The organism is Mycobacterium sp. C31M, assembly GCF_053345865.1.
Genome location: NZ_JBKFAX010000021.1, coordinates 93,789 through 117,818 on the forward strand (window position 1 = coordinate 93,789; position 24,030 = coordinate 117,818).

At 65.8% G+C, this 24,030-nt stretch carries 26 protein-coding genes; 5 read left to right on the forward strand and 21 right to left on the reverse strand.

What is annotated here, in order from left to right; translation table 11 throughout:
• Window positions 1-279: 279 nt before the first annotated feature.
• The 7 genes from ACLBYA_RS26765 to ACLBYA_RS26795 form a co-directional block, all read right to left on the reverse strand.
• Complete coding sequence (locus tag ACLBYA_RS26765; protein WP_447712497.1) at window positions 280-762, reverse strand: hypothetical protein; 483 nt, start codon at window positions 760-762, stop codon at window positions 280-282.
• A 34-nt stretch (window positions 763-796) separates the two neighbouring features.
• Entirely contained in the window at window positions 797-1,549 is a 753-nt protein-coding gene (locus ACLBYA_RS26770; RefSeq protein ID WP_447712498.1) for a hypothetical protein, read from the reverse strand.
• Between the two features lie 148 nt (window positions 1,550-1,697).
• Window positions 1,698-4,325 carry a hypothetical protein gene (locus tag ACLBYA_RS26775; RefSeq protein WP_447712499.1) on the reverse strand — a complete coding sequence of 876 codons (2,628 nt, stop codon included), beginning with the start codon at window positions 4,323-4,325 and terminating at the stop codon, window positions 1,698-1,700.
• An 88-nt stretch (window positions 4,326-4,413) separates the two neighbouring features.
• Window positions 4,414-5,082: a hypothetical protein gene (locus ACLBYA_RS26780; protein ID WP_447712500.1), complete on the reverse strand. Its 669-nt coding sequence runs from the start codon at window positions 5,080-5,082 to the stop codon at window positions 4,414-4,416.
• 437 nt (window positions 5,083-5,519) lie between these two features.
• A complete protein-coding gene (locus tag ACLBYA_RS26785; RefSeq protein ID WP_447712501.1) occupies window positions 5,520-6,299 on the reverse strand; it encodes a hypothetical protein in 780 nt (259 codons plus the stop codon).
• Window positions 6,296-6,586 (reverse strand): hypothetical protein, encoded by a 291-nt coding sequence (locus ACLBYA_RS26790; RefSeq protein ID WP_447712502.1) that lies wholly within the window; start codon window positions 6,584-6,586, stop codon window positions 6,296-6,298. Before ACLBYA_RS26790 ends, ACLBYA_RS26785 begins: the two co-directional genes overlap by 4 nt.
• A 191-nt stretch (window positions 6,587-6,777) precedes the next feature.
• Window positions 6,778-7,050, reverse strand: coding sequence for a hypothetical protein (locus ACLBYA_RS26795; RefSeq protein WP_447712503.1), 273 nt, complete (start codon window positions 7,048-7,050; stop codon window positions 6,778-6,780).
• A gap of 287 nt (window positions 7,051-7,337) precedes the next feature.
• On the opposite strand from ACLBYA_RS26795, the gene ACLBYA_RS26800 reads away from it, so the two are divergent.
• Together ACLBYA_RS26800 and ACLBYA_RS26805 are read left to right on the forward strand one after the other, a co-directional pair.
• Complete coding sequence (locus tag ACLBYA_RS26800) at window positions 7,338-7,862, forward strand: hypothetical protein (protein ID WP_447712504.1); 525 nt, start codon at window positions 7,338-7,340, stop codon at window positions 7,860-7,862.
• A gap of 54 nt (window positions 7,863-7,916) precedes the next feature.
• Window positions 7,917-8,480 (forward strand): hypothetical protein, encoded by a 564-nt coding sequence (locus tag ACLBYA_RS26805; protein ID WP_447712505.1) that lies wholly within the window; start codon window positions 7,917-7,919, stop codon window positions 8,478-8,480.
• Here the strand turns inward: ACLBYA_RS26805 and ACLBYA_RS26810 are convergent.
• The 13 genes from ACLBYA_RS26810 to ACLBYA_RS26870 form a co-directional block, all read right to left on the reverse strand.
• The gene (locus ACLBYA_RS26810; protein ID WP_447712506.1) at window positions 8,477-8,764 is read right to left on the reverse strand and encodes a DUF1883 domain-containing protein; all 288 of its coding nucleotides are present in this window, start codon (window positions 8,762-8,764) and stop codon (window positions 8,477-8,479) included. The two genes, ACLBYA_RS26805 and ACLBYA_RS26810, sit on opposite strands and share 4 nt — an antisense overlap.
• Window positions 8,765-8,897: 133 nt before the next feature.
• Window positions 8,898-10,523 (reverse strand): chaperonin GroEL, encoded by a 1,626-nt coding sequence (gene groL / locus ACLBYA_RS26815; protein ID WP_447712507.1) that lies wholly within the window; start codon window positions 10,521-10,523, stop codon window positions 8,898-8,900.
• A gap of 108 nt (window positions 10,524-10,631) precedes the next feature.
• Window positions 10,632-10,934: a co-chaperone GroES gene (gene groES, locus ACLBYA_RS26820; RefSeq protein ID WP_036421278.1), complete on the reverse strand. Its 303-nt coding sequence runs from the start codon at window positions 10,932-10,934 to the stop codon at window positions 10,632-10,634.
• A gap of 159 nt (window positions 10,935-11,093) precedes the next feature.
• Window positions 11,094-11,366 (reverse strand): diol dehydratase reactivase ATPase-like domain-containing protein, encoded by a 273-nt coding sequence (locus ACLBYA_RS26825; RefSeq protein ID WP_447712508.1) that lies wholly within the window; start codon window positions 11,364-11,366, stop codon window positions 11,094-11,096.
• Window positions 11,367-11,418: 52 nt separating this feature from the next.
• Window positions 11,419-11,847 (reverse strand): nuclear transport factor 2 family protein, encoded by a 429-nt coding sequence (locus tag ACLBYA_RS26830; RefSeq protein WP_447712509.1) that lies wholly within the window; start codon window positions 11,845-11,847, stop codon window positions 11,419-11,421.
• Window positions 11,848-11,873: 26 nt separating this feature from the next.
• Window positions 11,874-12,893, reverse strand: a complete 1,020-nt coding sequence (gene tsaD, locus ACLBYA_RS26835; RefSeq protein ID WP_447712510.1) for a tRNA (adenosine(37)-N6)-threonylcarbamoyltransferase complex transferase subunit TsaD — start codon at window positions 12,891-12,893, stop codon at window positions 11,874-11,876.
• Complete coding sequence (gene rimI, locus ACLBYA_RS26840) at window positions 12,890-13,333, reverse strand: ribosomal protein S18-alanine N-acetyltransferase (protein WP_447712526.1); 444 nt, start codon at window positions 13,331-13,333, stop codon at window positions 12,890-12,892. Before rimI ends, tsaD begins: the two co-directional genes overlap by 4 nt.
• Window positions 13,334-13,350: 17 nt before the next feature.
• Window positions 13,351-13,983 carry a tRNA (adenosine(37)-N6)-threonylcarbamoyltransferase complex dimerization subunit type 1 TsaB gene (tsaB, locus tag ACLBYA_RS26845; RefSeq protein WP_447712511.1) on the reverse strand — a complete coding sequence of 211 codons (633 nt, stop codon included), beginning with the start codon at window positions 13,981-13,983 and terminating at the stop codon, window positions 13,351-13,353.
• Entirely contained in the window at window positions 13,980-14,447 is a 468-nt protein-coding gene (gene tsaE / locus ACLBYA_RS26850) for a tRNA (adenosine(37)-N6)-threonylcarbamoyltransferase complex ATPase subunit type 1 TsaE (RefSeq protein ID WP_447712512.1), read from the reverse strand. Before tsaE ends, tsaB begins: the two co-directional genes overlap by 4 nt.
• Complete coding sequence (locus ACLBYA_RS26855; RefSeq protein ID WP_447712513.1) at window positions 14,440-15,537, reverse strand: alpha/beta fold hydrolase; 1,098 nt, start codon at window positions 15,535-15,537, stop codon at window positions 14,440-14,442. Before ACLBYA_RS26855 ends, tsaE begins: the two co-directional genes overlap by 8 nt.
• A gap of 4 nt (window positions 15,538-15,541) precedes the next feature.
• Window positions 15,542-16,687 (reverse strand): alanine racemase, encoded by a 1,146-nt coding sequence (gene alr, locus ACLBYA_RS26860; protein WP_447712514.1) that lies wholly within the window; start codon window positions 16,685-16,687, stop codon window positions 15,542-15,544.
• A gap of 30 nt (window positions 16,688-16,717) precedes the next feature.
• Window positions 16,718-18,100, reverse strand: coding sequence for a glutamate decarboxylase (locus tag ACLBYA_RS26865; RefSeq protein ID WP_447712515.1), 1,383 nt, complete (start codon window positions 18,098-18,100; stop codon window positions 16,718-16,720).
• Complete coding sequence (locus tag ACLBYA_RS26870) at window positions 18,097-19,509, reverse strand: NAD(P)H-hydrate dehydratase (RefSeq protein WP_447712516.1); 1,413 nt, start codon at window positions 19,507-19,509, stop codon at window positions 18,097-18,099. The genes ACLBYA_RS26865 and ACLBYA_RS26870 overlap by 4 nt, the downstream gene beginning before the upstream one ends.
• Window positions 19,510-19,541: 32 nt before the next feature.
• Here ACLBYA_RS26870 and ACLBYA_RS26875 point away from each other — a divergent pair, with 32 nt between their 5' ends.
• Window positions 19,542-19,907, forward strand: a complete 366-nt coding sequence (locus ACLBYA_RS26875) for a hypothetical protein (RefSeq protein WP_447712517.1) — start codon at window positions 19,542-19,544, stop codon at window positions 19,905-19,907.
• Here ACLBYA_RS26875 and ACLBYA_RS26880 read toward each other — a convergent pair whose 3' ends face one another.
• The gene (locus ACLBYA_RS26880; protein ID WP_447712518.1) at window positions 19,908-20,987 is read right to left on the reverse strand and encodes a zinc-dependent dehydrogenase; all 1,080 of its coding nucleotides are present in this window, start codon (window positions 20,985-20,987) and stop codon (window positions 19,908-19,910) included.
• A gap of 186 nt (window positions 20,988-21,173) precedes the next feature.
• Here ACLBYA_RS26880 and ACLBYA_RS26885 point away from each other — a divergent pair, with 186 nt between their 5' ends.
• The gene (locus tag ACLBYA_RS26885; protein ID WP_447712519.1) at window positions 21,174-23,132 is read left to right on the forward strand and encodes a PTS mannitol transporter subunit IICBA; all 1,959 of its coding nucleotides are present in this window, start codon (window positions 21,174-21,176) and stop codon (window positions 23,130-23,132) included.
• Window positions 23,133-23,155: 23 nt separating this feature from the next.
• Entirely contained in the window at window positions 23,156-23,914 is a 759-nt protein-coding gene (locus ACLBYA_RS26890) for a DeoR/GlpR family DNA-binding transcription regulator (protein ID WP_447712520.1), read from the forward strand.
• Window positions 23,915-24,030: the final 116 nt, after the last annotated feature.

Genomic DNA, 24,030 nt, shown 5'->3' on the forward strand with positions numbered 1-24,030 from the left:
GTTCCGGCGTAACTCCGCTGTTGATAGCTGCGTAGTACAGCCTTTTATCCGATCGGTAGAACTCGGTGAGCGCGTCAGACAGCGCGACCACGTTAGCCCAATGGGCTGTGTCCCCGGTTGCCCTGCAAACCTGTTCCGCCTCTGCCAGTAGCGTTTTGAGGCGTAGACACAGGAACGAACACGTACTGCGGGCCTCGTCGCTCAGTTCCCGGTTCGCACCTGGCCGTGCTCGCAGCGGGCAACCCTCTCGGCTACAACGTTTCCGCCGTTTCCGGGGTATCACAACGTCCCTCGTGCGCTGCCACCGTTGGCGTTCATCGTGACGTTCTTCGCACCGAGTCCACGGATAGCGGCCACGAGCACACCCGCACCGTTTAGGGCTACAGCACGGTTTGGCCGGCCGCTGCCGCCCGCCCCTTGTGTGGGGTCGGTCGGAACGTCAGCCGTACGTCCCTGCGTACGCCAGACCTCTGCCACCTGCGCAGCCACCGGAAGCTGTGCAAAGCGGTCTGCCTCCGCCTGCGCCGCCCGCTGTGCCTTCAACTGGGCTTGTCGCTGTGGTTCTTCCCGTTTCATCTGGGCCAGCGCCCGAACCATCTCGGGGCCGGTCGGTTCGACGTCTTCGGAGGGCGGCAGGTCGATCACTCCCCTGCGTGCAAGCTGCCCTAAGAACGCGGCTTGTATCGGGTCCAAGGGCTGTTCGGCAGCTTTCGCCTTCGGTGTGAGCGCCCGCGCTACAGCCTGGGCAGGATTCTTGATCATCTGCGAATACCTCTGTTGTGCAACGTGTTCGGCATCAGTTGAACGAGTATCCCGAGACCTCTTCGGCCAGCGCACGAGCCACCTCGTTGGAGTCGGCGGGGGTGTTCAACGCGAACTCGACTCCCCGGCGAACAGCGGTCAGCCACACAGGTCCGATTGCCCCGACCACCTCGTTTACGGGTCGGTTGGATTTGACCTGTTGCAGCGCTTCGGCATCGTCGTAGGTCTCAGGCCGTAGAATCTGCAACACGTTGTAGAACGTGTTTCCGCGCCGGCCGTGCCCCGGCAGCGACGCCAGCGACGCCGCCCACCGGTCGAACCGATTCAACTTTGCGGCGAGACCGCGTGCAGCGGCGTACGCGCTGAGAGCGTCTGGGCTGAGCGTCACGAGCGACTTCTCGTCGAGGTCTTCGGGCAGTAGGTCGACAGCGTCGATGTACGAGGCGACGACTTCGTCAAACTTGGGTTTGATCTGTTCGATGGCTGCTGGCACCTCGGCCGCAGCGAGTCGAACGACCCTGTGGGCAGCTGCGCTGTGATACTGCAACTTGGCACGTGACAGAGTCGAGATGCTGCCGTAGCTATCGGCGGCGTAATCGACCTGCAACGTCGGGAGCAACTCGTCAGCCAGTTCGCGGATACGGTCTTCGATGTTCTCCGGGGTCGCGCCTTCGAGCCGCACGGCCGGCTTGTGCCCGACCTCGAACCACCGTGCCGCCTCGCACAACGCCACAGCGTCAGCAAGTTCGTTCGATAGCTTGATCCCGACATACGGCCACTCGCCCACGGTTGCGGCGGTGTTCTCGGTTGGTGCGTACATGTTTCCTCCTGTTGTTGTTGTGTTGGAAGTGAGAGCCCGCGTGGCTGGACTCTCGGAGCGTCGGCAGCGGAGAACCCCCGGTGGTTTAGGTCGGGGGTCCTCGTGGTGCCGGTGACTACCGGCGGTGCAGGCCAAGTGCCTGCTTATTGATCTGGTTGTTCTTTACCGAGATCGCCTCGTCAACGTTGGACACGTTGAACACGAAGTTGGTGCCGAGCTGCATCCCGTAGTCCGCCAGCGCCTGCACAGCGCCGTTGCCGCTCATTCCGAGGTCTTGCTGGAGCTGCTGGCTTTGTGCGCCAACGAAGTCGGTGCCCATGGTGAACAGCTTCTGGTCCATGCCCTCGTAGAGGTCCACGGTGTTGTCCACCTCGGCCCCGTACTGCTGCGCCACCCTGAGTTCCTGTTGCTGCACAGCGAGTCTCTTACGCTGCAACTCCAGAGCATCTATCTCGGCCTGGATACGTGCCTTCTCTGCCTTGTCCTCGGTCTGGGCCTTCTGGACCTGTAGACGCTTCTTATCCAGATCCAGCCGCTGCCGTTCTAGGCCGAGCTGATCTCGGAGTTCTTTGGTCTCTTCGGACATCTGCGGAACCGGAACAGCTCCCGTGACAGCGCGATTCAACGACTGCCGCATCGACGTCGCGGATTGGCTGATGGCATCCATCTGGCCCTGCACCGCTCCGAAGTTGAAGTTCAGCGTCGCTCCGCTGATCTCCCCGAACACCTCGCGCATCGCCTCGAAGATGGCTTTCGCCATCGCCTTTGTCTTGGCAACGACGTCGGCGAATCCGTTGTCGAGTCCGTTTCCGAACCCTTCGGCGGTGAACTGCCCGTACTCGGTGAACAGCTTCGACGGGGAGTTGATCCCGAGGAACGACTTGACCGCGTTCGCTACGCCAGATGCGAGTTCACGCGCCTTGTTCACCGCAGCGGAGATCATCCCACCGATGCCATTTATCAGACCCTCAACGAGAGCCTTTCCGGCCTCTAGGCCAGACTTACCAAGCTCTTTCAGCTTGGCGGTAATCTGGGAGACCATCTCCCCGGCCTTGGCGATCATCTCTTGTGCGCCACGAACGAACGCGGCTGTCCACTCATCTACCTTGGCGATGGCTCCTGCGATAGCACCGACCACCGAAGTAATCGCACCGATCACACCGGACATCAGAGCGGTACCGAACGAGGTTGCGGCACCGGCAATCTGAAAGAACCCGTTGACGGCAGGCATCATGGCCTGGGCCATCTGCGCGAAGTTCTGTATCAGCGGAGCAATCGCCGGAATCAGGCCGGCGATAGCGGGCATTAGCGGGACGATGCCGTCTGCGGCCAGTTGTGCGAACCTCGGTATCAGCGGAATCAACGTGTTGGTGATGTCGGCGAACGCAGATGCCATCATCGGAATGTGCGGAGCGATAGACGAGATCGCCGCCGCCACTGTGTTGCCCAACGTCCCCGCGAGCTGTCCGAACGATTCGATCAACGTTGGCAGTACCGGCCCGATGGCCTGTAGTGCCGTCGTGAGGTGAGTCGACAACGCGGTGCCTACCGTCGTCAATGCCGGTCCCAGACCGTCGAGAACACCCGTCGTCAACGTCCCAAGCGTTTCCGTCAGCGCGGACAGTCCGGGGGTCACTGACCCCCAGATCGGAGCTAGGTTCGTACCGAGAGATCCGATTACGTTGGCGATCACAGATGCGAACGTCGTGAGTGCAGGCATCGCCGCTACCAGCGTGTCACCGAGACCGCCGAGCATGTTCTCCAGCGGCCCGCCGAGCTGTCCCATCGCACCGACACCGACCTCCATCAGCCTCGTGAATAGACCGAGGATTCCGTCGAGGGTCTGTGAAAGTCCCTGCATCGCACTATCGAACGCACCTGATGATGTGATCCGCTGGACCATCCCGTCGAACTCTGTGGCGAACGTTCCCAGCGAACCCGTAAGGTGCCCAAAGGAATCCGCACCCGCCGAGGCCAGCGTCAGAAACGAACCCGTAGCCGTCTGAATGATCGGCTGTAGCTGCGAGAACATCTCCCCGGTTTTGCCGAGGATGTTTTCCAACATCCCGAGACCGCCGCCCGAGGTCACCGCATCGGTGACCCCCTGGAACATGTCAGCCATGCCGTTGGCTACCGAGGCCATACCCGATTCGAGGACCGGGAACACCTGCCGGAGTTGATCGAACATCGGGGTCAGCCGTTGCTCGAACACACCCGACACCGACGCTTTGAGTGCGTCGAGATCTGGGATCAACGTCTCGGCGGACTTCTTGATTCCGTCGAGGCCGAGCGCTATCGCACCTGCACCTGCGCCGCCTGCTGCGGCCAGCGAGGGCAGCCCCGCGAGCAGCCCCGCGACCAACCCAACGGCTGGTGCCGCCGCCGCGAACACCGCGCCGACGATCCAGCCGGTTCTACCGAGGCCCATAAACGTCCGCTGCGCCATCCCTGCGGAGTCACCTGCATCGGACAGCGACCGGGACAGCTGGGCAACGCGGCTGCCGAGACTGCGGTCTACGTCGACTTCGACGGTGACCCCTCGGTCGGCCTGCTGCTGTAGCGCGGCCATCGTCCCGGCCATCTGCTGGCGTAGCCGTGACGTGTCGAGACCAACGTCGACATCCAAGACGTTGGAGCGTTCGATCTGCTGTAGCTGTGTCTTGAGCCGGTCCCGGAACTTGTCGGTGTTCGGGACGACTCGGATCGAGATCCTGCCGACCTCGTTACCGCCTGCTGCTGCCATCTGCCCTCCAGGCATGAAAAAGGACCGCTAGCGTCAACGCTGCGGCCCGAACGGGTGTGGGTCTATGTGGTTGTGTGGTCGAGCCGTATCAACGGCTCCACGGGTCGTCTGGGTCGGGTGACCGGCTGTAGGCCGGTAGCGCGTCGAACGGGGACGGCATGTCCCAAATTCCTGACGGGAGATCAGGAACCGTGTCCTGTAGGACACCCTTGGACTCAGAAGCTATTTCGATGGGTGGAGAATCTCCCGTAGCCGACCCCGTAGGGTCGGTCTCGGTTGTAGTACCCCTAGGAACTTCTCTTTTGGGAGAAGTTCCCGGAGAAGTAGGGGTGTTCTGTAGGACACCCTTTGACGGTCCTGTAGGACACCCTTCGGGGTGTAATGGTGCCCTCTGGGACACCCTTTGATCGTTGGCAACCGTGTCCTCTGGGACACCCTTGGACGGGGTGTCCCCGGCGGCAACGGTGTCCTGTAGGACACCCTTCGGGTAGGTCAGTCGGTAGGTGTTGGCGAGTCCCGAGCTATTTCCACTCTTGACGATCTCCAACCATCCCGCCGCGACGTTGGCGGCGATCTGCTTTCGGACCGCTCGGATCTGTAGCCCGGTGGCCCGGGCCAGAGTCTCGGCCGTCACCCACCCTTCGAGGGTGTCGTTGTTGGCGTAGGTGCGGATGACATTGACCACCGATCTCGGCAGCTTGACGTCACCGTTGCGGTTGTACGCCTGATCCCAGACCAGGATCGGCGGGGTACTCACTGTCCCGCCGCCCGCAGCGCCGACATACGGTCGGCCAGCGTTGGCGTCTCCATAATCAAGGCCAACCTGTCCAGTAGGTCAGCCTTGTCCCGGAGCTTGCGCCGATAGCGGTCCTCGTTGTCCCGAGCGCATCCAGCGCACCCGCCGTTTGGTCGGCGGTCCTGCGATGACTTGATGATGTGCCGCCCACTGCGGCAGCGTGTTTCGTCCATAGTCGACGGTCCTCTCATTTCGATGGGTCATCGGAAAGTGGTCAAATAGAAGAACCCCACCGCCCGTGTGCATGAGGTGGTGGCACGGGCGGCAGGGCTCTACTAGTCGCGGTCAACATCGACACACCTTCGGGAACTGAGACCGGCGATGCGGAGCGACCAGGGTGGGGAGGTGCGGGACCACTCCCCTTACCTATTACGGAATACTTCCGCGTGGTCGCTCCGTCATGCCTTCGGCGCATCGTTGACCAGCCCCGCCGTACCCGTCACGTACCGATGGCCTGAGCCTTCGACGGCCGAGAGCAGCCCCGACGCACGGACGAACTTTAGGCCCCGGTCCTCCGGCTCAGGTGGTGGTTCCAGTCCTTTGGCTTCGGCCCGTTCGACTGCACGCTTCCAACGGGTCCGCTCGTTGTTACGTAGCCGTCCGCAATCCGGCGAGCACGTCATAGCGGGACCGCCGACGTTGCGCTCCCCGCCGTTCGCTACCTGCCGCCGAAGCGTGCAGCCAGAGCATTTGCACTTCGGCATCGGGTCAAACTCGCACTGGTACTTCGTGGCGTCCACCTTCGGCGTTGGCATCGGCCCGCCGCAGTGGGCACAGTGCGTACGCTTTGCCGTCTTCCACGGACGGCTACGGTGGTTCTCCACCTTGAACCCGTGGCCGGCCGAAACCATCTCCCCGGCCGGGTTGCTCGTCGGCGGTGCGAGCACAACCGGCTCTGAGATCTGGCCCGGTTCGATGACTTCGACCGTGCCCGTCCCGCCGTCGTTGAGCTTGACCTTGACCGAGGTGCCGTTGATCGGGACCGCCGATTGCTTCGGCTGTGCGTACTTCGGGCAGTCGTCGCCGTCATGGCCCATCACCGGTCCGTGCTCTGAGTCGAACCCGTCACGCTGCGGGTCTGCGAAGTCCCTACGCTCGTCTTCAGTCTCGTCGGACAGTTCATCTGCGAGCACCTCTCGCCACGGCTCACGATGCCGCGTTCGGCCCTTGGGGGTCACGCGGCCAGCTCTGCGACCGCTACGGCGGTCAGTCGGTAGACGGTCACGACAGCTTCGCCGCCGATCATGTACTCGTCGTCTTCGGTGAACTCCCCGACCACTTCGAGATCGAACCTCTCCAGATAGTCCCGGACCACCTCCGGGAACTCACTACGGTCTCGGTAGACGGTGCTGCGCCGAACGCACAGCCGGTTGCCATCTGTGCCGTACATCCCGCCGCGTGCAGCTTCGAGGGTCGGATTCCTGGGAATCACGTACGAGTCGTCAAACGTGTTGGCGTACATCATGCAGTCGTTCTCGTAATGGAACTCTGAGAGCGGTAGCGGGGGTTCGTAGTCCTGGCAGAAGTCGCACATCGCCGTGTTCTCGGTGGGGACGGTGCAGGACAGGCAGTCAATCAAAATCGTTATCTCCGTTGATAGTTGAAGGGTTGGGAGTGCCGCCCGCCGAACACGGGCGGCATCTCACATCGGGTAGGTCAGAAGATCCAGCGGAAGGCTTCCCGTGCGTTCTTCACCGAGACGACCTCCAGTTCCACGCACGTCGAGTTGTTGAACAACGTCGGCTGCGCCTCCCCCGATGCGAACCACTGCATCGTGTAGTCGCCGTGGGTGTAACTCACACGGGTGTAGTCCGATCCGAGGTCCGTGTCGAGTTCTATGTCCTCGAACTCCCAGCCGTTGAGTTCGGCCAGCTCTGCGAGTTGCTTGGCTTCTTCTGACATCGTGTAGCTGGTCACTGCTGCATTCATTTTCATTGCCTCCTATGGCTTTTGGTTGATTGCCGTTCAGACGAACACGTTTCGCAGAACTGCACGGAGTAGCTACCGTCCGCGCTTGCTTTGCGTTCCGCGCCAGCCGAGACGCGGAACCGATGCCCCTCTGACGGGCGACTCTGACCGGGCTACCGGCTGACTCCTGCGGAGAACTTTGTTTCGTGTTCGTCGTTTCGGACGAGTGCGACAGTACGACGGTTCGATCATCGTGTCAATCGTCGTTCTATTGTGTCGTACCAGCGCGATGAACTACGCTGGTCGACATGAGGGAATCTGAGAAGCTGGGACCGCCGTGGGAAGTCGAATTGATTCGCGAGGGCGACAAGCCCGTAGAGGCGATCATCAGAGCGACCGGCGACAACAAACTGACCTCGGATACCGTCCGCGAGGCCAGCAACATGATCATTTCCCGGCTACGGCCCTACGAACATCGCCTATCGGTTCCGACGACGGCACCGACGCTGCAAGCCCTTAGAGCTGCACACGAGGCGGCTGAGGGCAAGATCACGCCGGAATACCTAGCACACCTGGCGGTCGCGTATGAGGAGGTTGTGGAGCGTGGCAGACCGCCGTTTGTCGCCACGCTTGCCCGTGCCATCGGAGGAAAACCCGAGACGGTCAAGGGACATGTTATGAAAGCTCGCGAGGACGGGAAGTACCTGACCAAGCCTCAGCCCGGTAAGCGTGAAGGCGGAACAGCCACACCACTAGCACGGAAGCTGGTCGCCCAGTTCGAACACACGACGGACAGCGCAACGATCAACACATCTGTCAGTCGAGGCGGCTAACTGTCGTTGCAGCCCTGCGGTTTTCGTACGATGTCAAGTATCTACGCTGGGCCGATGACTAATCGAACTGTTCTGATTACAGGTGCGGTCGGACCGAAGGCAGATACGCGGGTGCTGGCGTGGCTTGCGGAGTCCGTAACCGAGATCCGGCCCGACGAGATCGTCTGCACGGAGTCATCGCCGGAACTGTTGGACTGCCTTCGAGAGGTGTACGCGGGGCGTATCGGCGTCCACGGCGGCAGCGTAGGGGATCACGAAGTGGACCAGCTCCCCGAGTTCTACGACATCGCGCCGGGATGGGTCAGCATCGGCCGGCCAACCGACGATGCCACACAGTCCCAGATAGCGGGCAACAACGCGATGCACACAGCCCGCAAGGCCGGCGTGTCGGTTGTCATGGGAGGCACGTACCGGCTCGGGGTCATCTCGGAGACCAAGGGATACGGCGGCAAGGTCAGTTCGACACTGACCGGGATGGAAGTAGGCAACCTGGCTGCCGCCAAGAGACGCAGCGACCTACCGAAGAACAGCCAGCACGGGTTCGGTGTGCTCTCCGTCGATGGTCAGCATGTGACCCCCGGACCTATGCGGTACGAGAGACCACGGACACGGAATTAGCCCGTGGGATTGAGCACCTGGTGTGTGACCTCGGCGCGGCCACGGAGACCTACGAAGTCGACAACGAGATGCCAGTGATCCCCACGGGGGATGGGAATGTCCACCGGCGACCGCGTAGGACGGTAGTTGTGCCCTTTGGCCCGATCCCACCGACCCGCGATGTACTCCCGATAGTTGGAGTTGTTGAACAGCCGAACGTTCGGCCCGGTCCCTTTGATGTGGACGCGGACGACCGCGCCCCGTGGCAGGTGTCCCAGATCTTTGTGTAACCCTTGTGCGGTCACGGCGCTCTCCCACTCGGTCGACGGCGATAGATCAAAGCGAGAATCACGCTACAACCGGGGTCCGACAACTCCAGGTACACGAAAACACCCCCGGCCGCTCGGAGCGGAACCGGGGGTGTCTCGGGTGTTCTAACTAGTGAGCGTGGCCGTGATGTCCGTGACCGGCGTGGTCATCTTCATCCTGGCTTACCCGCTCGACAACCGCCGTCTCGGTGGTGAGCACCATGCGAGCGACCGACGCGGCGTTCAGCACTGCGGAGCGGGTCACCTTGGCCGGGTCGACGATGCCATCGGCGAGCAGATCACCGTAGGTCAGCGTGGCGGCGTTGAAGCCCTGCCCGTCTGGCAGTTCACCGACCTTGCTGACCACCACCGCGCCGTCGAGCCCGGCGTTGGTGGCGATCCAGTACAACGGGGCCGACAGCGCCGAGGCGAACACCTCGAGGCCGATCAGCTCGTCGCCGGTCAGCGAGCCGCGCAGCTCGTCGAGCCCCTTGCGGGCCTGCACCAGCGCGGAACCGCCGCCGATGACAATGCCCTCTTCGACGGCTGCCTTGGCCGCCGACACGGCGTCCTCGACGGCTTCCTTGCGCTTCTTCAGGTCGGTCTCGGTGGCCGCACCGACCTTGATGACCGCGACACCGCCGGACAGCTTGGCGAGGCGCTCTTCGAGCTTCTCGCGGTCCCAGTCCGAGTCGGTGTTCTCGATCTCGCTGCGCAGCTGCGCCTTGCGGGCCTCGATGGCCTCCTGGGTACCCGCGCCGTCGACGATCACGGTGCTGTCCTTGGTGACCACAACGCGCCGGGCCGAGCCCAGCACCTCGAGGCCGGCCTCGCGCAGCACCAGACCCACATCGGGGTTGACCACCTGGGCGGCGGTGACCACGGCGAGATCGTCCAGGAACGCCTTGCGACGGTCACCGAAGAACGGCGCCTTCACCGCAACGGCCTTGAGCGTCTTACGGATGGCGTTGACGACCAGCGTCGACAGCGCCTCCCCCTCGACGTCCTCGGCGATGATCAGCAGCGGCTTGCCGGACTCGGCGACCTTCTCCAGCAGCGGCAGCAGGTCGGGCAGCGAGCTGATCTTGTCGCGGTGCAGCAGCACCAGCGCATCCTCGAGCACCGCTTCCTGGGCGTCGAAGTCGTTGATGAAGTACGCCGAGACGAAGCCCTTGTCGAAGCCGACACCCTCGGTGACCTCGAGCAGCGTCTCCAGCGTGGAGGACTCCTCGACGGTGACCACACCGTCGGCGCCGACGGTGGTCATGGCCTCGCCGACCAGCTCGCCGACCAGCTCGTCGCGCGAAGAGACGGTGGCGACCTGCGCGATGGCGGTCTTGTCGCTGACCGGCTTGGCGGCGGCCAGCAGCGCCTCCGACACGGCGTCGGCGGCCTTGCTGATACCCGCACCGAGCGCGATGGGGTTGGCACCGGCGGCCACGTTGCGCAGGCCGGCCTTCACGATGGCCTGCGCGAGCACGGTCGCGGTGGTGGTGCCGTCACCGGCGACATCGTTGGTCTTGGTGGCGACCGACTTGACCAGCTGGGCACCCAGGTTCTCGAACGGGTCCTCCAGGTCGATCTCGCGGGCGATGGTGACACCGTCGTTGGTCACGACCGGTCCGCCGAACGCCTTGGCCAGCACCACGTGGCGGCCACGCGGGCCGAGGGTGACGCGGACGGCATCGGCGAGCTTGTCTACGCCGGCCTCCATGGCACGGCGCGCAGTTTCGTTGAATTCAATCTGCTTGCTCATAAATGTCCTTCTGTTGATCCCCGTCGCTTCGCTCGCCCCGGGGTGGGGCAATGCACACCGCCCCGGACGTCACCCAATACGGGGACTTCCGGGGCGGTGGACAAAGGCTTACTTGTTGACGACTGCCAGCACGTCACGCGCGGAGAGGATCAGGTACTCCTCGCCGCCGTACTTGATCTCGGTGCCGCCGTACTTGCTGTAGATGACGGTGTCACCCTCGGCAACGTCCAGGGGGATCCGCTTCTCGCCATCCTCATCCCAGCGGCCGGGGCCAACTGCGACGACGGTGCCTTCCTGCGGCTTTTCCTTGGCGGTGTCCGGGATGACCAGACCGGAAGCGGTCGTGGTCTCGGCCTCGTTGGCCTGAACGAGGATCTTGTCCTCGAGTGGCTTGATGTTGACTGCCACGATGGAGCCCTCCACTTAGTTGGGTGTGAGTCCTGGATTGCTCCGGGACCGGTGGTTACCAGGTGTTCGGCATGCGTCCGAGCCCTCGCACCGTCGTCGCGGGTGCCGGCGCCGGGTTTGGCCGCGTGCCACCTAGCACTCTATACACGCGAGTGCTAGCACTCAAGGCTGGGATGTGTCAGACGCCGCGCTCGCCAGGACGACGAGTCCGAACGCCACCGCGAACCGGTGACCGAGCACCCCGGCCACATCACCCCGACCGACGGTGACGTCATGACCGAGCTCCTCGGCCAGCGCCCGGACCAGTTCGTCGTCCCCGGCTCCCCCGCCGATCACCAGGCGCTTGGCCGCCAACCGCCAACTTCGCCATTCCGCACCCGAGAGCACCGACGTGAACGGCAGCTGTACCGGATCAAGCTGATCGGAGGACCTCACCGGGTTGTCATTGAAGAACCCGTGCGGGTGCATCACCTCAATGAGTTGCAACCTACGTGAACGAGCGCGGATCGATCAGCAGGTGGTCGGATACATCCCCGACCATCTCGACATCGACCTTGCGCTCGGTGAAATACCAGCCGTCGGCATCGCGGACGAAACTGTCGTCGTAGCGGCCGACAACGATGGGCTGCAACGGCACCCTGTCGGTCTGCTGCACGACGCAGAAGGTCGAGCGGGCCCGGGCGGTATCGCCGTCGATGTCCACGATCGGATTGAGCACCAGATGCCGGGTGCGGGTCCGGTTGCCGTGCTCAGGAAAGCGCCGCGTGGTCTTGGCGAACAGCCCGGCGATCGCCTCGGCGCCGGCGACACCCATGAAGTTGCCGCGGCCGAGCAGCTGTCCGACACCGTCGAAATCACCGGCGTCGATCAGCTCGGCATAGCGGTGGAGCAGCTCGGTGATCTCGGCTCTACTCATGGTCGCCTCCGCACTCGCTCCGGCGCTCACGCGACCTGACCCTGCACGACCGGTAAGCCCGGGTTGCTGGCGGCCTCGAGCGCCGACGGCGGTGCCCCGGCATCGATCAGGTGCGCGGCAAACGAGGCGATCATCGCGCCGTTGTCGGTGCACAGCCGTGGCCGCGGCACCCGTAGTGTCAAACCGGCCGCCGCGCAGCGCTGTTCGGCCAGGTCGCGGACCCGGGAGTTGGCGGCCACACCACCGGCGATCAGCAACGTGGACACCCCGAGATCGGCGGCGGCCCGCACCGATTTGGCGGTCAGCACATCGGCGACGGCCTCCTGGAACCCGGCGGCGACATCGGCCCGCGGGGCGTCCGGATTCTTCTCCAGATGCCGCGCGACAGCGGTCTTGAGCCCGGAGAAGCTGAAGGCATACGGGGCGTCGCGCGGGCCGGTCATCCCGCGTGGGAACACGATGGCACCCGGATCGCCGGTGCGCGCCAGGTCATCCAGCGGTTTGCCGCCCGGATAGCCGAGCCCGAGCAGGCGGGCAACCTTGTCGTAGGCCTCGCCCGCCGCGTCGTCGACGGTGCTGCCGAGTTCGACGATCGGCTCGCCGAGTGACCGGACGTGCAGCAGTTCGGTGTGCCCGCCCGAGACCAGCAGCCCGACACATTCGGGCAGCGGGCCGTGGTCGTACACGTCGGCGGCCAGGTGCCCGCCGAGGTGGTTGACGGCGTAGAACGGCACCTCCCAGGCCGCGGCGTAGGCCTTCGCGGCGGCGACACCGACCAGCAGTGCGCCGGCCAGACCGGGGCCGATGGTCGCGGCCACCACATCGGGTTTGGCCACCCCGGCGGCGTCCAGTGCGCGGCGCATGGTCGGGCCCAGTGCCTCCAGGTGTGCGCGGGACGCGATTTCGGGGACGACGCCACCGAAGCGGGCGTGCTCGTCGACGCTGGAGGCGACCTCGTCGGCCAGCAGCGTGACGGTGCCGTCTGCCAGCCGGGCGATACCGACTCCGGTTTCGTCACAGGAACTTTCGATGGCCAGGATGATCATGTCCGGTCCCGTTTCATGGTGTAGGCGTCGGCGCCGCTGACCTTGTAGTACCGCTTGCGGATTCCGACCCGGACGAAGCCGACGCTCTCGTACAGGCCGATCGCGGCGTCGTTGTCGGTGCGCACTTCCAGAAAAACCTCACCGCGCTGGGCGAATTCGAGCAGATCGTCGAGCAACAGCCGGCCGATGCCGCGACCCTGGCAGGCCGGGTCGACACCGATGGTGTGCACCTCGTATTCGTACGGCGGGATGCGCCCGAGCCGCGAGATGCCGGCGTAGCCGACCAGCCGACCGTCTTCGCGGGCGGCGATGTAGTGGTTGTGCCTGGCCGCGATACCGTGCACGAACGCGGCCGGTGGCCAGGGGTCGTCACCGGCGAACAGCTGGGCCTCCAACTCGGCACAGCGCGCCGCGTCGGCCTTGGTCAGCTTGTCGATCATCGTATGTTCGGTTCCGGTCACGCCAACCCGCGTTCGGCCAGCGATTTCGCATCCGGGCGGCGCAGGTACAGCGGGATCAGCGGCTCCGGTACGACTGTCCAGTCCGCCACTGCGGCAGCCAGTTCGGCCGCAGTCGGATATTCCGGGCCGATCACCGGCAGCCCGAACAACCCGGCATGTGACGGCGATCCGGCAACGCGCTCCACCCCGGTGGTGTCCACATCCGCCGGCGCGCTGACATCCGGTCCGGCGATCCGCACCCCGTCGCGGTAGCGGGCCCAGTACACCTCACGGCGGCGCGCATCGGTGACCACCAGCACCTCGCCCATGGTGGCGCCGCCGATGGCGTCCAGCGTGCACACCCCGAACACCGGGATTCCCAACGCGTGCCCGTAGGCCGCCGCGGTGGCCATCCCGACCCGCAGGCCGGTGAACGGCCCCGGCCCGCAGCCCACCACCACAGCCTGCAGATCGGCCATGCTGTGACCGCTGTCGGCAAGTGCGGCAACCACGTTCGGGGTGAGCCGCTCGGCGTGCGCACGGGGGTCGACGATGGTCTTCTCGGCCAGTGTGGTGATCGTATCGGCGACGGTCACGATGCCCGCGGTGACCGCAGGGGTCGCCGTGTCGATGGCCAGTACCAGCGTCATTGCACCGTGCTCCATTGCCAACTCGCCGTACGCATCTCGGAATCGGGGTCGCGGTCCAGGTGCACGTCGAGATGATGATCGGACAGTCGTTCGGCCAGACCTTCGCCCCACTCGACGACCACCACCGCGTCGTCGAGGTCGGTGTCCAGGTCCAGCGAGTCGAGCTCGCCGAGCAGGTCGCCGCCGTGGTCGAGCAGTCGGTAGATGTCGACGTGCACCAGCGCGGGCGCACCGTCGCGGCGGGCCGGATGTACACGTGCCAGCACATAGGTCGGCGAGGTGACCGGGCCGTCGACATCCATCGCCTGCGCGATTCCCTTGGTCAGCATGGTCTTTCCTGCTCCCAGCGGACCGGACAGCACCACCACGTCACCGGCGCGCAGCCCCTGCCCCAACCGGGCGCCGAGGGCGACCGTGTCCTCGGGGGTCGCCAGCGACGCGGTCCCGCCCGCCCGCTCAGCCATGCCGGGCCCGTTCCCTGAGCCGGCGGGTCAACGCCACCAGCTTGGACGGGGTGGCCTTCTCGACCAGACGTACCAGCGCATCGTCGATGACTTCCGGCTGTTCGAGCTGCACCAGGTGCCCGGCGCCGTGCACCACCAGCAACTCACACTTCGGCAGCACATCGGCCATCTCCTGCGAATACTCCAGGGGTGTCAGCAGATCCCGGTCACCGCAGGCGACCAGGGTCGGGATCTTGGCCAGCGTCTCCAGGCCCTCGGTTTCGTCGTGCACCTCCAGGGCGTGCAGGAAGCCGACCAGGGTGTGCACCGGGGTGTCATGCATCATGGATTCGCTGAACGCGACCACGCTGGGGCTGATGTCCTCGTTGCCGTAGGACGCTGCCCGCAGCACCGGCCCGATGATCGAGCGCGCCACTCCGCGGCCGCTGCGCACCAGACCCGGGGCGTAGCGCACCGCGAACCGGGCCGCCTCCAACGCCGGGTTACGAAGGATCTCACCGAGCGGTGATCGCGAAACACCCTCGGCCGCAGAGGAGATCAGTGCCGCACCGACGATGCGGGTGGGATAACGCTGCGGATACTGACGGGCGTGGGACAGCACGGTCATACCGCCCATGGAATGGCCGACCAGCACCACCGGGCCCTTGGGGGCCAGCACCGCCAGCACGGATTCCAGATCCTGGCCCAGCTGCGGCACCGTGAAGGTGTCCGGTGAAGCATCACCGGACAGACCGTGCCCGCGCTGGTCGTAGAACACCATCCGGACCTGATCGCCCCACTGCCGGGCCAGTCGGTCACGCTGAAAGTGAAAGGCGCCCATACGAAGGCAGAAGCCGTGGGCGAACACCACGGTCAGCGGGGCATCCGGCGGCCCGCACTCGCGCACCGCCAGCGGCACCCCGTCATCGGTGGTGACCACCACGCTGCGGTCGCCGTGCACCAGCGTGAAATCCTCGCCCGCGTAGGGATCCTCGGATTCGGCGCGGCGCGCGATCGCCCGCGCCACGGACACCCCGGCCACTGATCCGACCGCGGTCAACCCGGCCACGCCCGCCAGCCAGCGGGCCACCGCCCAGTCTTTGGCCGCCAACGGATCAGCCCTTCCCGCCGCGGTACACCCGGGTGACCCGACCACGCGGGCTGGTGACCACCTCGTAGTTGATGGTGCCGAGCAGATCGGCCCAGTCCAGGGTGGTCGGCTCGCCGGAATCGCCGGGGCCGAACAGGATTGCCTCATCGCCGACGCTCACGTCGACCGGGCCGGGGCCCAGATCGACGACGAACTGGTCCATACAGACCCGGCCTACATTGTGTCGGCGCCGACCGTTGATGGACACCTCCAGGCGTCCGCTCAGGGTGCGGAAGATCCCGTCGGCGTAGCCGATCGGCAGCAGCGCCAGGGTGGTGTCCCGCGGCGCGATCCAGGTGTGTCCATAGGACACCCCGTCTCCGGCCTTGATCGAACGCAGCAGCGCCACCGGGCATTTCAGTGTCATCGCCGGGCACAGCCCCATATTCCCGAGGGCCGGCACCGGTGTCTGACCGTAGATCGCGATACCGGGCCGGATCATGTCGTAGGCCAGATCGGGTCGGGTCATCGCACCGGGTGAACTGCACAGGTGCGCGATCTCGAAGTGCACGCCGGCGGCCTCGGCCTGCGCGCGCATGGCATCAAACTGCTGCGCCTGCAGGTCGGTGGGGCCCGGGTTCGCCGGGTCGTCGGCATTGGCGAGGTGGCTCATGATGCCGCGGGTGCGCACGGTCCCCTCGGCCACCGCGTGTCCGAGTGCGGTCAGCACCTTGGCGAGGTCGGCGGCGACCACCCCGTTGCGGGACATGCCGGTGTCGACCTTCAGTGTGGTCACCGCGGTCACACCGGTGCGCCGGGCCGCGTCGACCAGATCGTCGAGCTGGGCCAGCGAGGACACGGCAACCTGGACATCGGCGGCCAGCGCGGGGGCGAAATCGGTGCCCGGTGTATGCAGCCAGGCCAGCACGGGGGCGGTGATGCCGGCGGCGCGCAGGGCCAGCGCCTCGGCGACGGTCGCGACACCGAGGTCGGTGGCACCGGCAGCCAGGGCGGTCCGGGCGACCGGGACGGCGCCATGGCCGTACCCGTCGGCCTTGACCACTGCCATCACAGCCGCCGACCCGGCATGCTGACGCAGCACCCGCACGTTGTGCGCGATGGCGTCGAGGTCCACCTCAGCGGTGGGGCCGGTCGGATCGGTGGCGGGCATCAACTCGATTTTGTCATGCCCCGCGAAACCTCAGTGCGCGAAGGGCTGCACCTGATCGAAATGGCCACCGGGTTTCAGCTGGTCAAGATGGCCGATCACGGTGATCGTGTCATCCTTGAGCGCCCGCGCCAGATCGGCCGAGAAGCCCTCCCGGACCACCACCCGCAGCACCGTCACGTCCTCGGCACCCTCGGGCATCGTGTAGGCGGGCACCTGCCAGCCGTAGGCACGCAGCGCCTGCGAGACGTCGAACTCGGTGTAACCGCGGTCACCCTTGAGCCGGTAGCTGACCACCGGGATCGCCGAACCGTCGGTGATCAGCTCAAAATGCTCGCTGTCGCGGAGCTGATCGCCCAGCCAGCGGGCGGTGTCGGACAGACAGTGCATCACCTGCGAGTAACCGGCCCGGCCCAGCCGCAGGAAGTTGTAGTACTGGCCGACGACCTGATTGCCCGGCCGGGAGAAGTTCAGGGTGAAGGTGGGCATGTCCCCACCCAGGTAGTTGACCCGGAACACCAGCTCCTCGGGCAGCTGTTCGGCGTTGCGCCACACCACAAAACCGATACCCGGATACGTCAGCCCGTACTTGTGACCGCTGACGTTGATCGATACCACCCGCGGCAGCCGGAAATCCCACACCAGATCGGGATGCAGGAACGGCACCACGAACCCGCCGCTGGCCGCGTCCACGTGCACCGGCACGTCGACACCGCCGTCGGCGGCGAGCGTGTCCAGGGCCGCGCAGATCTCGGCGATGGGCTCCAGTTCGCCGGTGTAGGTGGTGCCCAGGATGCCGACCACACCGATGGTGTCCTCGTCGACGGCGTCGACCACCTGCTCGGGGGTGATGACGTAGCGATCCTCGCCCATCGGTAGGTAGCGCGGTTCGACATCGAAATAGCGGCAGAACTTCTCCCACACCACCTGCACGTTGGAACCCATGACCAGGTTCGGGGTGCGCCCCTTCCACTCGCCCACCTTGGCGCGCCACCGCCATTTCATGGCCAGCCCGGCCAGCATGACGGCCTCGCTGGACCCGATGGTGGAGACGCCGACGGCGGTGTTGGGGTCGTCGTCCTGCAAATCCTCGGCGTGGAACAGGTCGGCCACCATGGCCACGCAGCGCGCCTCGATGGCTGCCGTCGCGGGGTATTCGTCCTTGTCGATCATGTTCTTGTCGAACGTCTCGGCCATCAGCTTCTCGGCCTCGGGGTCCATCCACGTCGTGACGAAGGTCGCGAGGTTCAGCCGGGAGCTACCGTCGAGCATCAGCTCATCGTGGATGTAGCGGTAGGCGGCCTGCGGGTCCATCGATTCGCCGGGCATCCGCAGCGCCGGCACCGGGTCGGTCGACAGCCTGCCGGTGTAGGCGGGCGAGATGTGCGGTGCGCGCGGCTTGTGCTTGCGGCTCATACAGATATCCCTTTCGGTGTCAGCGATGCGATGGCGGTGCGTAGGTGGGCGAGGATTCCCCCCGCCGAGGTGGGTGCGGGTCGCGGTCCCGGATCCGCAGCGGCCAGCGCGGCAGCCCGGGCGTGGACGTGGGCGGCCATGGCGGCGGCCTGCGCCGGAGCCCGGCCGGCGGCCAGCAGCGCGCCGATGATCCCGGACAGCACGTCACCGGATCCCGCGGTGGCGGCCCAGGATTGACCGGCCGGGTTGAGGTAGGTCTCACGGTCATCGGTGATCACCGTGACATGACCCTTCAACAGCACGGTGGCCCCGAGCGTGTCGGCCAGCCGGCGGGCGGCGCCCACGCGGTCGTCACCGACGGGCGCACCGGCCAATCGCTGGTACTCCCCCGCATGCGGGGTCAGCACGGTGGGTGCACTGCGCCCGGCAACCAGGGCCGGGTCGGCGGCCAGCAGGGTCAGCGCGTCGGCGTCGACGATCACCGGAAGGTCAGTTTCCAGCGCGAAACGTAATGCCGTCAAGGCGGTTTCGTCGGTACCCAGACCGGGGCCGACCACCCAGGCCTGGACTCGGCCCGCGGTATCGGTGTCCGGTGTGGCGACCACCTCGGGCCAGTGCATGACGACATCGTGCGCGGCGCTGCCGGCGTAGCGGACCATGCCCGCCGTCGCCGCGACCGCCGCCCCAGTGCTCAGGATGGCCGCACCCGGGTAGGTCGCCGAACCGGCCAGGATGCCGGTGACACCCTGGGTGTACTTGTCATCGTGCGGACCGGGCACCGGCCAGTCGAAATCGCCTGGCTCCAGCCCGAGGACATCCGAGGGCGCGAGGTCCAGGCCGATGTCGATGAGCTCGACGCGGCCGCAGTCGGCCAGGGCGTGCACGGGTTTGTAACCGCCGAAGGTGACGGTGACCGCCGCGCTGACGTGCGGCCCGTCGGCTGCGCCGGTCAATGCGTCCACACCACTGGGTAGGTCGACGGCGACGACCGGTGCGGCGTTGGCCGCGAACACGGCTGCCGCGTCGGGCCGCAGCGGTCCGCGTCCGGAGATGCCGACCACACCGTCGATCACCAGATCCATTGGCGCCGGGATGGTCTCGACGATGCGGCCACCGGCCTTGCGGAAGGCGCTGAGCGCAGCCGGGTGCGTCCGCTCCGGTGAGAGCAGCACCGCGGTGGCCTGGGCGCCGCGGCGGCGCAGGAAGGTCGCCGCCCAGAGCGCGTCACCTCCGTTGTCGCCGGAGCCGACGACGGCGCAGATCCTACGTCCGGTGACGGTGCGCAACTCGCGGGCGATGACGCTGGCCAGCCCGTAGGCGGCCCGGCGCATCAGCACCCCGTCGGGCAGCGCGGCCAACAACGGAGCCTCGGCGGCGCGGATGGCGTCGGGGCCGTAGTAGTGCCGCATCCCCCACAGGTTAGGCCATACGATCTTGCGCCATGAGCTATCCCGGTTACCCGCCTCCGGTGACCAAGCGCCCCGTCTCAGGTATCGATCTCGCGTTCTCGATCCTGGCGCTGCTGCTGGCCGTGTGCGGCGGTGGCGTGGCCGCGTTCTTCGGGATCTTCTTCATGGCGTTCACCGACTACTGCCCACCCGAGACATGCGATATCGATGCCGGGGTCAGCGCGATGTTCGCCGGCTTCATCGCGGCCGCCCTGCTGTGGATTGCCGGCACGACACTGACGATCGTGTTGCTGGTGCGCCGCTCCCGGGCGTGGCCGTACGCCCTCGGCACACTTGTGTTGTGCGCCGGGGCGTGCGTGCTCGGGATCGCGGGGTACATCGCCGCGGTGGGAGCCTGATCAGACGGTGGCGGGCACCGACGCCGGTTCCACCGTCACCTTGATGGCCTCACCCTTTTTGACGATCTCGAACGCGTCGAGCACATTGTCGAGCGGGATGTGCCGCGTGATCAGATCCTTGACCGGCACCTGACCGGTCGAGATGTACTGCAGCGCACGCTTGTTGTGCTCGGGGGCGGACCCGTTGGCACCGTGGATGTGCAGCTGCCGGTAGTGCACGACATTGGAGTCGCAGGTGATCGTCGGATCGGTCTTGGGCAGACCACCGAAAAACGAGATGCGGCCGTTGCGGGCGGCCATCGCGATGGCCTGTTCCTGGGCGACGTTGGCTGCGGTGGCGGTGATGACGATATCTGCGCCGCGGCCGCCGGTGAGCTCCATGACCTTCTCGACCACGTCGACGTCGGCGGCGTTGATGACCCCGTCCGGGTTCACCGCGTCGGCCGACATCGTCAGGCGGGCGTCGTTGACGTCGACGAGGTAGATGGGCCCACATTTGTGCACACCGCGGGCGATGCGGATGTGCATGCAGCCGATGGGGCCGGCGCCGAACACGACGACGGTGTCACCCTCCTCGATGCCGAGCAGTTCCTGGGCGTTGATGGCGCAGGCGAACGGTTCGGCCGCTGACGCCTCGTCGAATCCGACATTGTCCGGAATCTTGTTCAGACCATCAACTTTGAGCACCTGCTTGGGCACGATCATGTACTCGGCGAAGCCGCCGTCGTACTGGTAGCCCATCGAGGTCTGGTTCTGGCACACCGCCATCCAGCCCTTGCGACACTCGTGGCACTCACCGCACGGTACGGCGGCGATGACCTGGACGCGGTCGCCCTCGGCCCAGTCGCTGCCGTAGGTGGCGTTGACGTTGGCGCCGACCTCGACGATCTCGCCGGCGATCTCGTGGCCGATGGTGCGCGGCGGGGTCAGGTTCTGGTGCCCGTTGTGGAAGATCTTGACGTCGGTGCCGCAGGTGGAGCAGTTGCGTACCCGCAGTTTCACCTCGTCGGGTCCGCAGTCCGGCTCCGGCACATCTTCCAGGCGGACGTCCTCGGGGGCGTAGAAACGCAGGGCTTTCATGGGCCGGTCCTTCCGGTTGGCTGGCAACTCCAGGGATCTGCTGCTTCAGCACTGTAGTCGCAATCCGGTCATAAAACCACAAATCTGAGTGCCCGTTTTCGCCCGAATTGCTTGCATTTCTGCCCGAGTATGCGTATTACTAGATGTGCATGTGACCCGCATCACCCAGAAACCGGAGGTCAACGGATGTCCACCACAGTCGAGGCGCCACCACGGACGGGCGCACGCGTGCGGGTGCAGAAACTGGGCACCGCGCTGTCGAACATGGTCATGCCCAACATCGGCGCATTCATCGCCTGGGGTCTGATCACCGCCCTGTTCATCGAGGCGGGCTGGCTGCAGGCGATCTTCGCCGGCCTCAAGGATCCGGGCGGCTGGGTCGCCCAGATCGGCGGCTGGGGAGACTACGACGGCGCCGGGATCGTCGGCCCGATGATCACCTACCTGCTGCCGCTGCTGATCGGCTACACCGGCGGCCGGATGGTGCACGGTAACCGCGGTGCGGTCGTCGGCGCCATCGCCACCATGGGTGTCATCACCGGCGCCGAGGTCCCGATGTTCATGGGCGCCATGATCATGGGCCCGTTGGGTGGCTGGTGCATGAAGAAGTTGGATGCGCTGTGGGAAGGCAAGATCCGGCCCGGCTTCGAGATGCTGGTGGACAACTTCTCCGCGGGCATCCTGGGCATGCTGCTGGCCATCTTCGGGTTCTTCGGTATCGGACCCATCGTGTCCGGGTTCACCACCGCCGCCGGCAATGCCGTCGACTTCCTGGTCGAGAACAACCTGCTGCCGCTGACCTCGATCCTCATCGAACCGGCCAAGGTGCTGTTCCTCAACAACGCCATCAACCACGGTGTCCTGACCCCGCTGGGCACCACCCAGGCGTTGGAAACCGGCAAGTCGGTGCTGTTCCTGCTGGAGGCCAATCCCGGCCCCGGCCTCGGACTCCTGTTGGCGTTCATGTTCTTCGGCAAGGGCGCGGCCCGCGCCTCGGCTCCCGGTGCCGCCATCATCCAGTTCTTCGGCGGTATCCACGAGATCTACTTCCCCTACGTGCTGATGAAGCCGAAGCTGATCATCGCGACCATCCTCGGCGGTATGACCGGTGTGTTCATCAACGTGTTGTTCGGGTCCGGCCTGCGCGCTCCCGCCGCACCGGGATCAATCATCGCGGTCTATGCGCAGACCGCCAGCGGCAGCTTCCTCGGTGTCACGCTGTCGGTGTTCGGTGCCGCAGCGGTGTCGTTCCTGGTGGCCGCGTTCCTGCTCAAGACCGACAAGGCCGCCGATGAGGGCGACCTGAGCGCGGCGACCGCCGAGATGGAGGCGATGAAGGGCAAGAAGTCCAGCGTGGCGGGGCTGCTGACCAGCGGCGGCCCGATCTCGAGCATCGTGTTCGCCTGCGATGCCGGCATGGGGTCGTCGGCGATGGGCGCGTCGGTGCTGCGCAAGAAGGTCAACGCGGCCGGGTTCAGTGATGTGAAGGTGACCAACCAGTCGATCGCCAACCTCACCGACACCTACGGTGTGGTGGTCACCCACCGCGACCTGACCGACCGGGCACGCCTGAGAACAGGTTCCGCGGTGCATGTCTCGGTGGAGGACTTCATGAACACACCGGCCTACGACGAGATCGTCGAGATGCTGCGGCGCACCAACGGTGCCGGCGGCGACACCATCGTCGAGGACAGCGGGGCGAGCGACGCACCGGGTGATGACGTGCTGCCACTGTCCTCGATCGTGTTGAACGGTAGCGGTGGCACCGCCTCCGCCGCCATCGATGAGGCCGGTGCACTGCTGGTCGCCTCGGGTTCGGTCGAACCGGCGTATGTCGGGGCGATGCACGAGCGCGAGAAGTCGGTGTCGACCTACATGGGTAACGGGCTGGCCATCCCGCACGGCACCAACGAGGCCAAGACCGCGATCCGTAAGACCGGGATCTCGTTCGTGCGCTACCCCGAGCCGATCGACTGGAACGGCAAGCCCGCCGAGTTCGTGGTGGGTATCGCCGGGGCCGGCAACGACCATATGGCGCTGTTGACCAAGATCGCGCACGTGTTCCTCGACAAGGAGCAGGTCGCGAAGTTGCGCACCGCGACCACCGCCGAGGAGATCCGGGCCGTGCTGACAGCGGGCGACTGACACCCCGGTGGAGAATGTCCTCCGTGGATTCAGATAGCCGCCAGCGTCAGATCGTCGAGTTCGCCCGCAGTCGTGGGCGAGTCGAGGTGCCGGCACTGGCCGAGGAACTTCAGGTCGCGACGGAGACCATCCGTCGCGACCTGAAGGTTCTCGCGGGACGACGACTACTCAAGCGTGTTCACGGCGGGGCAATCCCGCTGGAGACCGCGGCCTTCGAGTCGGGGCTGGCCTACCGCAGCCAGATCGACCTGGCGCAGAAGCACCGCATCGCCGGAGCCGCGGCGAACGAACTGCACGGGGCCGAAACGGTCTACCTGGACGAAGGTTTCACGCCCCGGCTGATCGCCCAGTTGATCGCCGATCAGGAGTTGACAGTGGTGACGGCCTCGCTGCTGGCCGCCGAGGCACTGGCACACAGCGAGACGGTGACTGTGCTGCTGCTGGGTGGCCGGATGCGCGGCCGCACACTGGCGACGGTCGACGAATGGGCGCTGGACCGGTTGCGCAGTTTGGTCATCGACATCGCCTTCCTCGGCACCAACGGCATTTCGGTGGAGCACGGGATCACCACCCCGGACCCCGCGGTCGCCGCGGTGAAGCAGACCGCGGTGCGGGTCGCGGGTCGGCGCGTGCTGGTCGCCGCACACTCCAAATTCGGCGAGACCCACTTCTGCCGATTCGCCGATGTTTCGGATTTCCAGACGGTCATCACCGGCACCGAACTGACGGCGACCGAGGCGCACCGCTATGAGGCTCTGGGGCCCAGCGTCATTCGGGTGTGACCTTGCCCTAGAAGGGTGGTGGGTTGGCTTCGATGTCGGCGCGGTTGAGGGCGCGTTCGTGGGCGATGCGGTAGGCGCGTGATTGTGCGCGGGTGCGGCTGCGTTTGGGGGCGGCC

Coding starts and splice junctions, on each gene's coding strand:
- ACLBYA_RS26775 (WP_447712499.1), bottom strand. CDS start 4,325: ATGGCAGCAGCAGGCGGTAACGAGGTCGGCAGGATCTCGATCCGAGTC.
- ACLBYA_RS26865 (WP_447712515.1), bottom strand. CDS start 18,100: ATGAGCCGCAAGCACAAGCCGCGCGCACCGCACATCTCGCCCGCCTAC.
- ACLBYA_RS26795 (WP_447712503.1), bottom strand. CDS start 7,050: ATGAATGCAGCAGTGACCAGCTACACGATGTCAGAAGAAGCCAAGCAA.
- ACLBYA_RS26790 (WP_447712502.1), bottom strand. CDS start 6,586: ATGATGTACGCCAACACGTTTGACGACTCGTACGTGATTCCCAGGAAT.
- tsaB (WP_447712511.1), bottom strand. CDS start 13,983: ATGACGCTGGTACTGGCCATCGACACGGCGACCCCTGCGGTCACCGCG.
- groL (WP_447712507.1), bottom strand. CDS start 10,523: ATGAGCAAGCAGATTGAATTCAACGAAACTGCGCGCCGTGCCATGGAG.
- tsaD (WP_447712510.1), bottom strand. CDS start 12,893: ATGATCATCCTGGCCATCGAAAGTTCCTGTGACGAAACCGGAGTCGGT.
- ACLBYA_RS26870 (WP_447712516.1), bottom strand. CDS start 19,509: ATGCGGCACTACTACGGCCCCGACGCCATCCGCGCCGCCGAGGCTCCG.
- ACLBYA_RS26830 (WP_447712509.1), bottom strand. CDS start 11,847: ATGAGTAGAGCCGAGATCACCGAGCTGCTCCACCGCTATGCCGAGCTG.
- ACLBYA_RS26765 (WP_447712497.1), bottom strand. CDS start 762: ATGATCAAGAATCCTGCCCAGGCTGTAGCGCGGGCGCTCACACCGAAG.
- ACLBYA_RS26805 (WP_447712505.1), top strand. CDS start 7,917: ATGACTAATCGAACTGTTCTGATTACAGGTGCGGTCGGACCGAAGGCA.
- ACLBYA_RS26885 (WP_447712519.1), top strand. CDS start 21,174: ATGTCCACCACAGTCGAGGCGCCACCACGGACGGGCGCACGCGTGCGG.
- ACLBYA_RS26875 (WP_447712517.1), top strand. CDS start 19,542: ATGAGCTATCCCGGTTACCCGCCTCCGGTGACCAAGCGCCCCGTCTCA.
- tsaE (WP_447712512.1), bottom strand. CDS start 14,447: ATGGCTGAGCGGGCGGGCGGGACCGCGTCGCTGGCGACCCCCGAGGAC.
- ACLBYA_RS26880 (WP_447712518.1), bottom strand. CDS start 20,987: ATGAAAGCCCTGCGTTTCTACGCCCCCGAGGACGTCCGCCTGGAAGAT.
- rimI (WP_447712526.1), bottom strand. CDS start 13,333: ATGATCGACAAGCTGACCAAGGCCGACGCGGCGCGCTGTGCCGAGTTG.
- ACLBYA_RS26800 (WP_447712504.1), top strand. CDS start 7,338: ATGAGGGAATCTGAGAAGCTGGGACCGCCGTGGGAAGTCGAATTGATT.
- alr (WP_447712514.1), bottom strand. CDS start 16,687: ATGCCCGCCACCGATCCGACCGGCCCCACCGCTGAGGTGGACCTCGAC.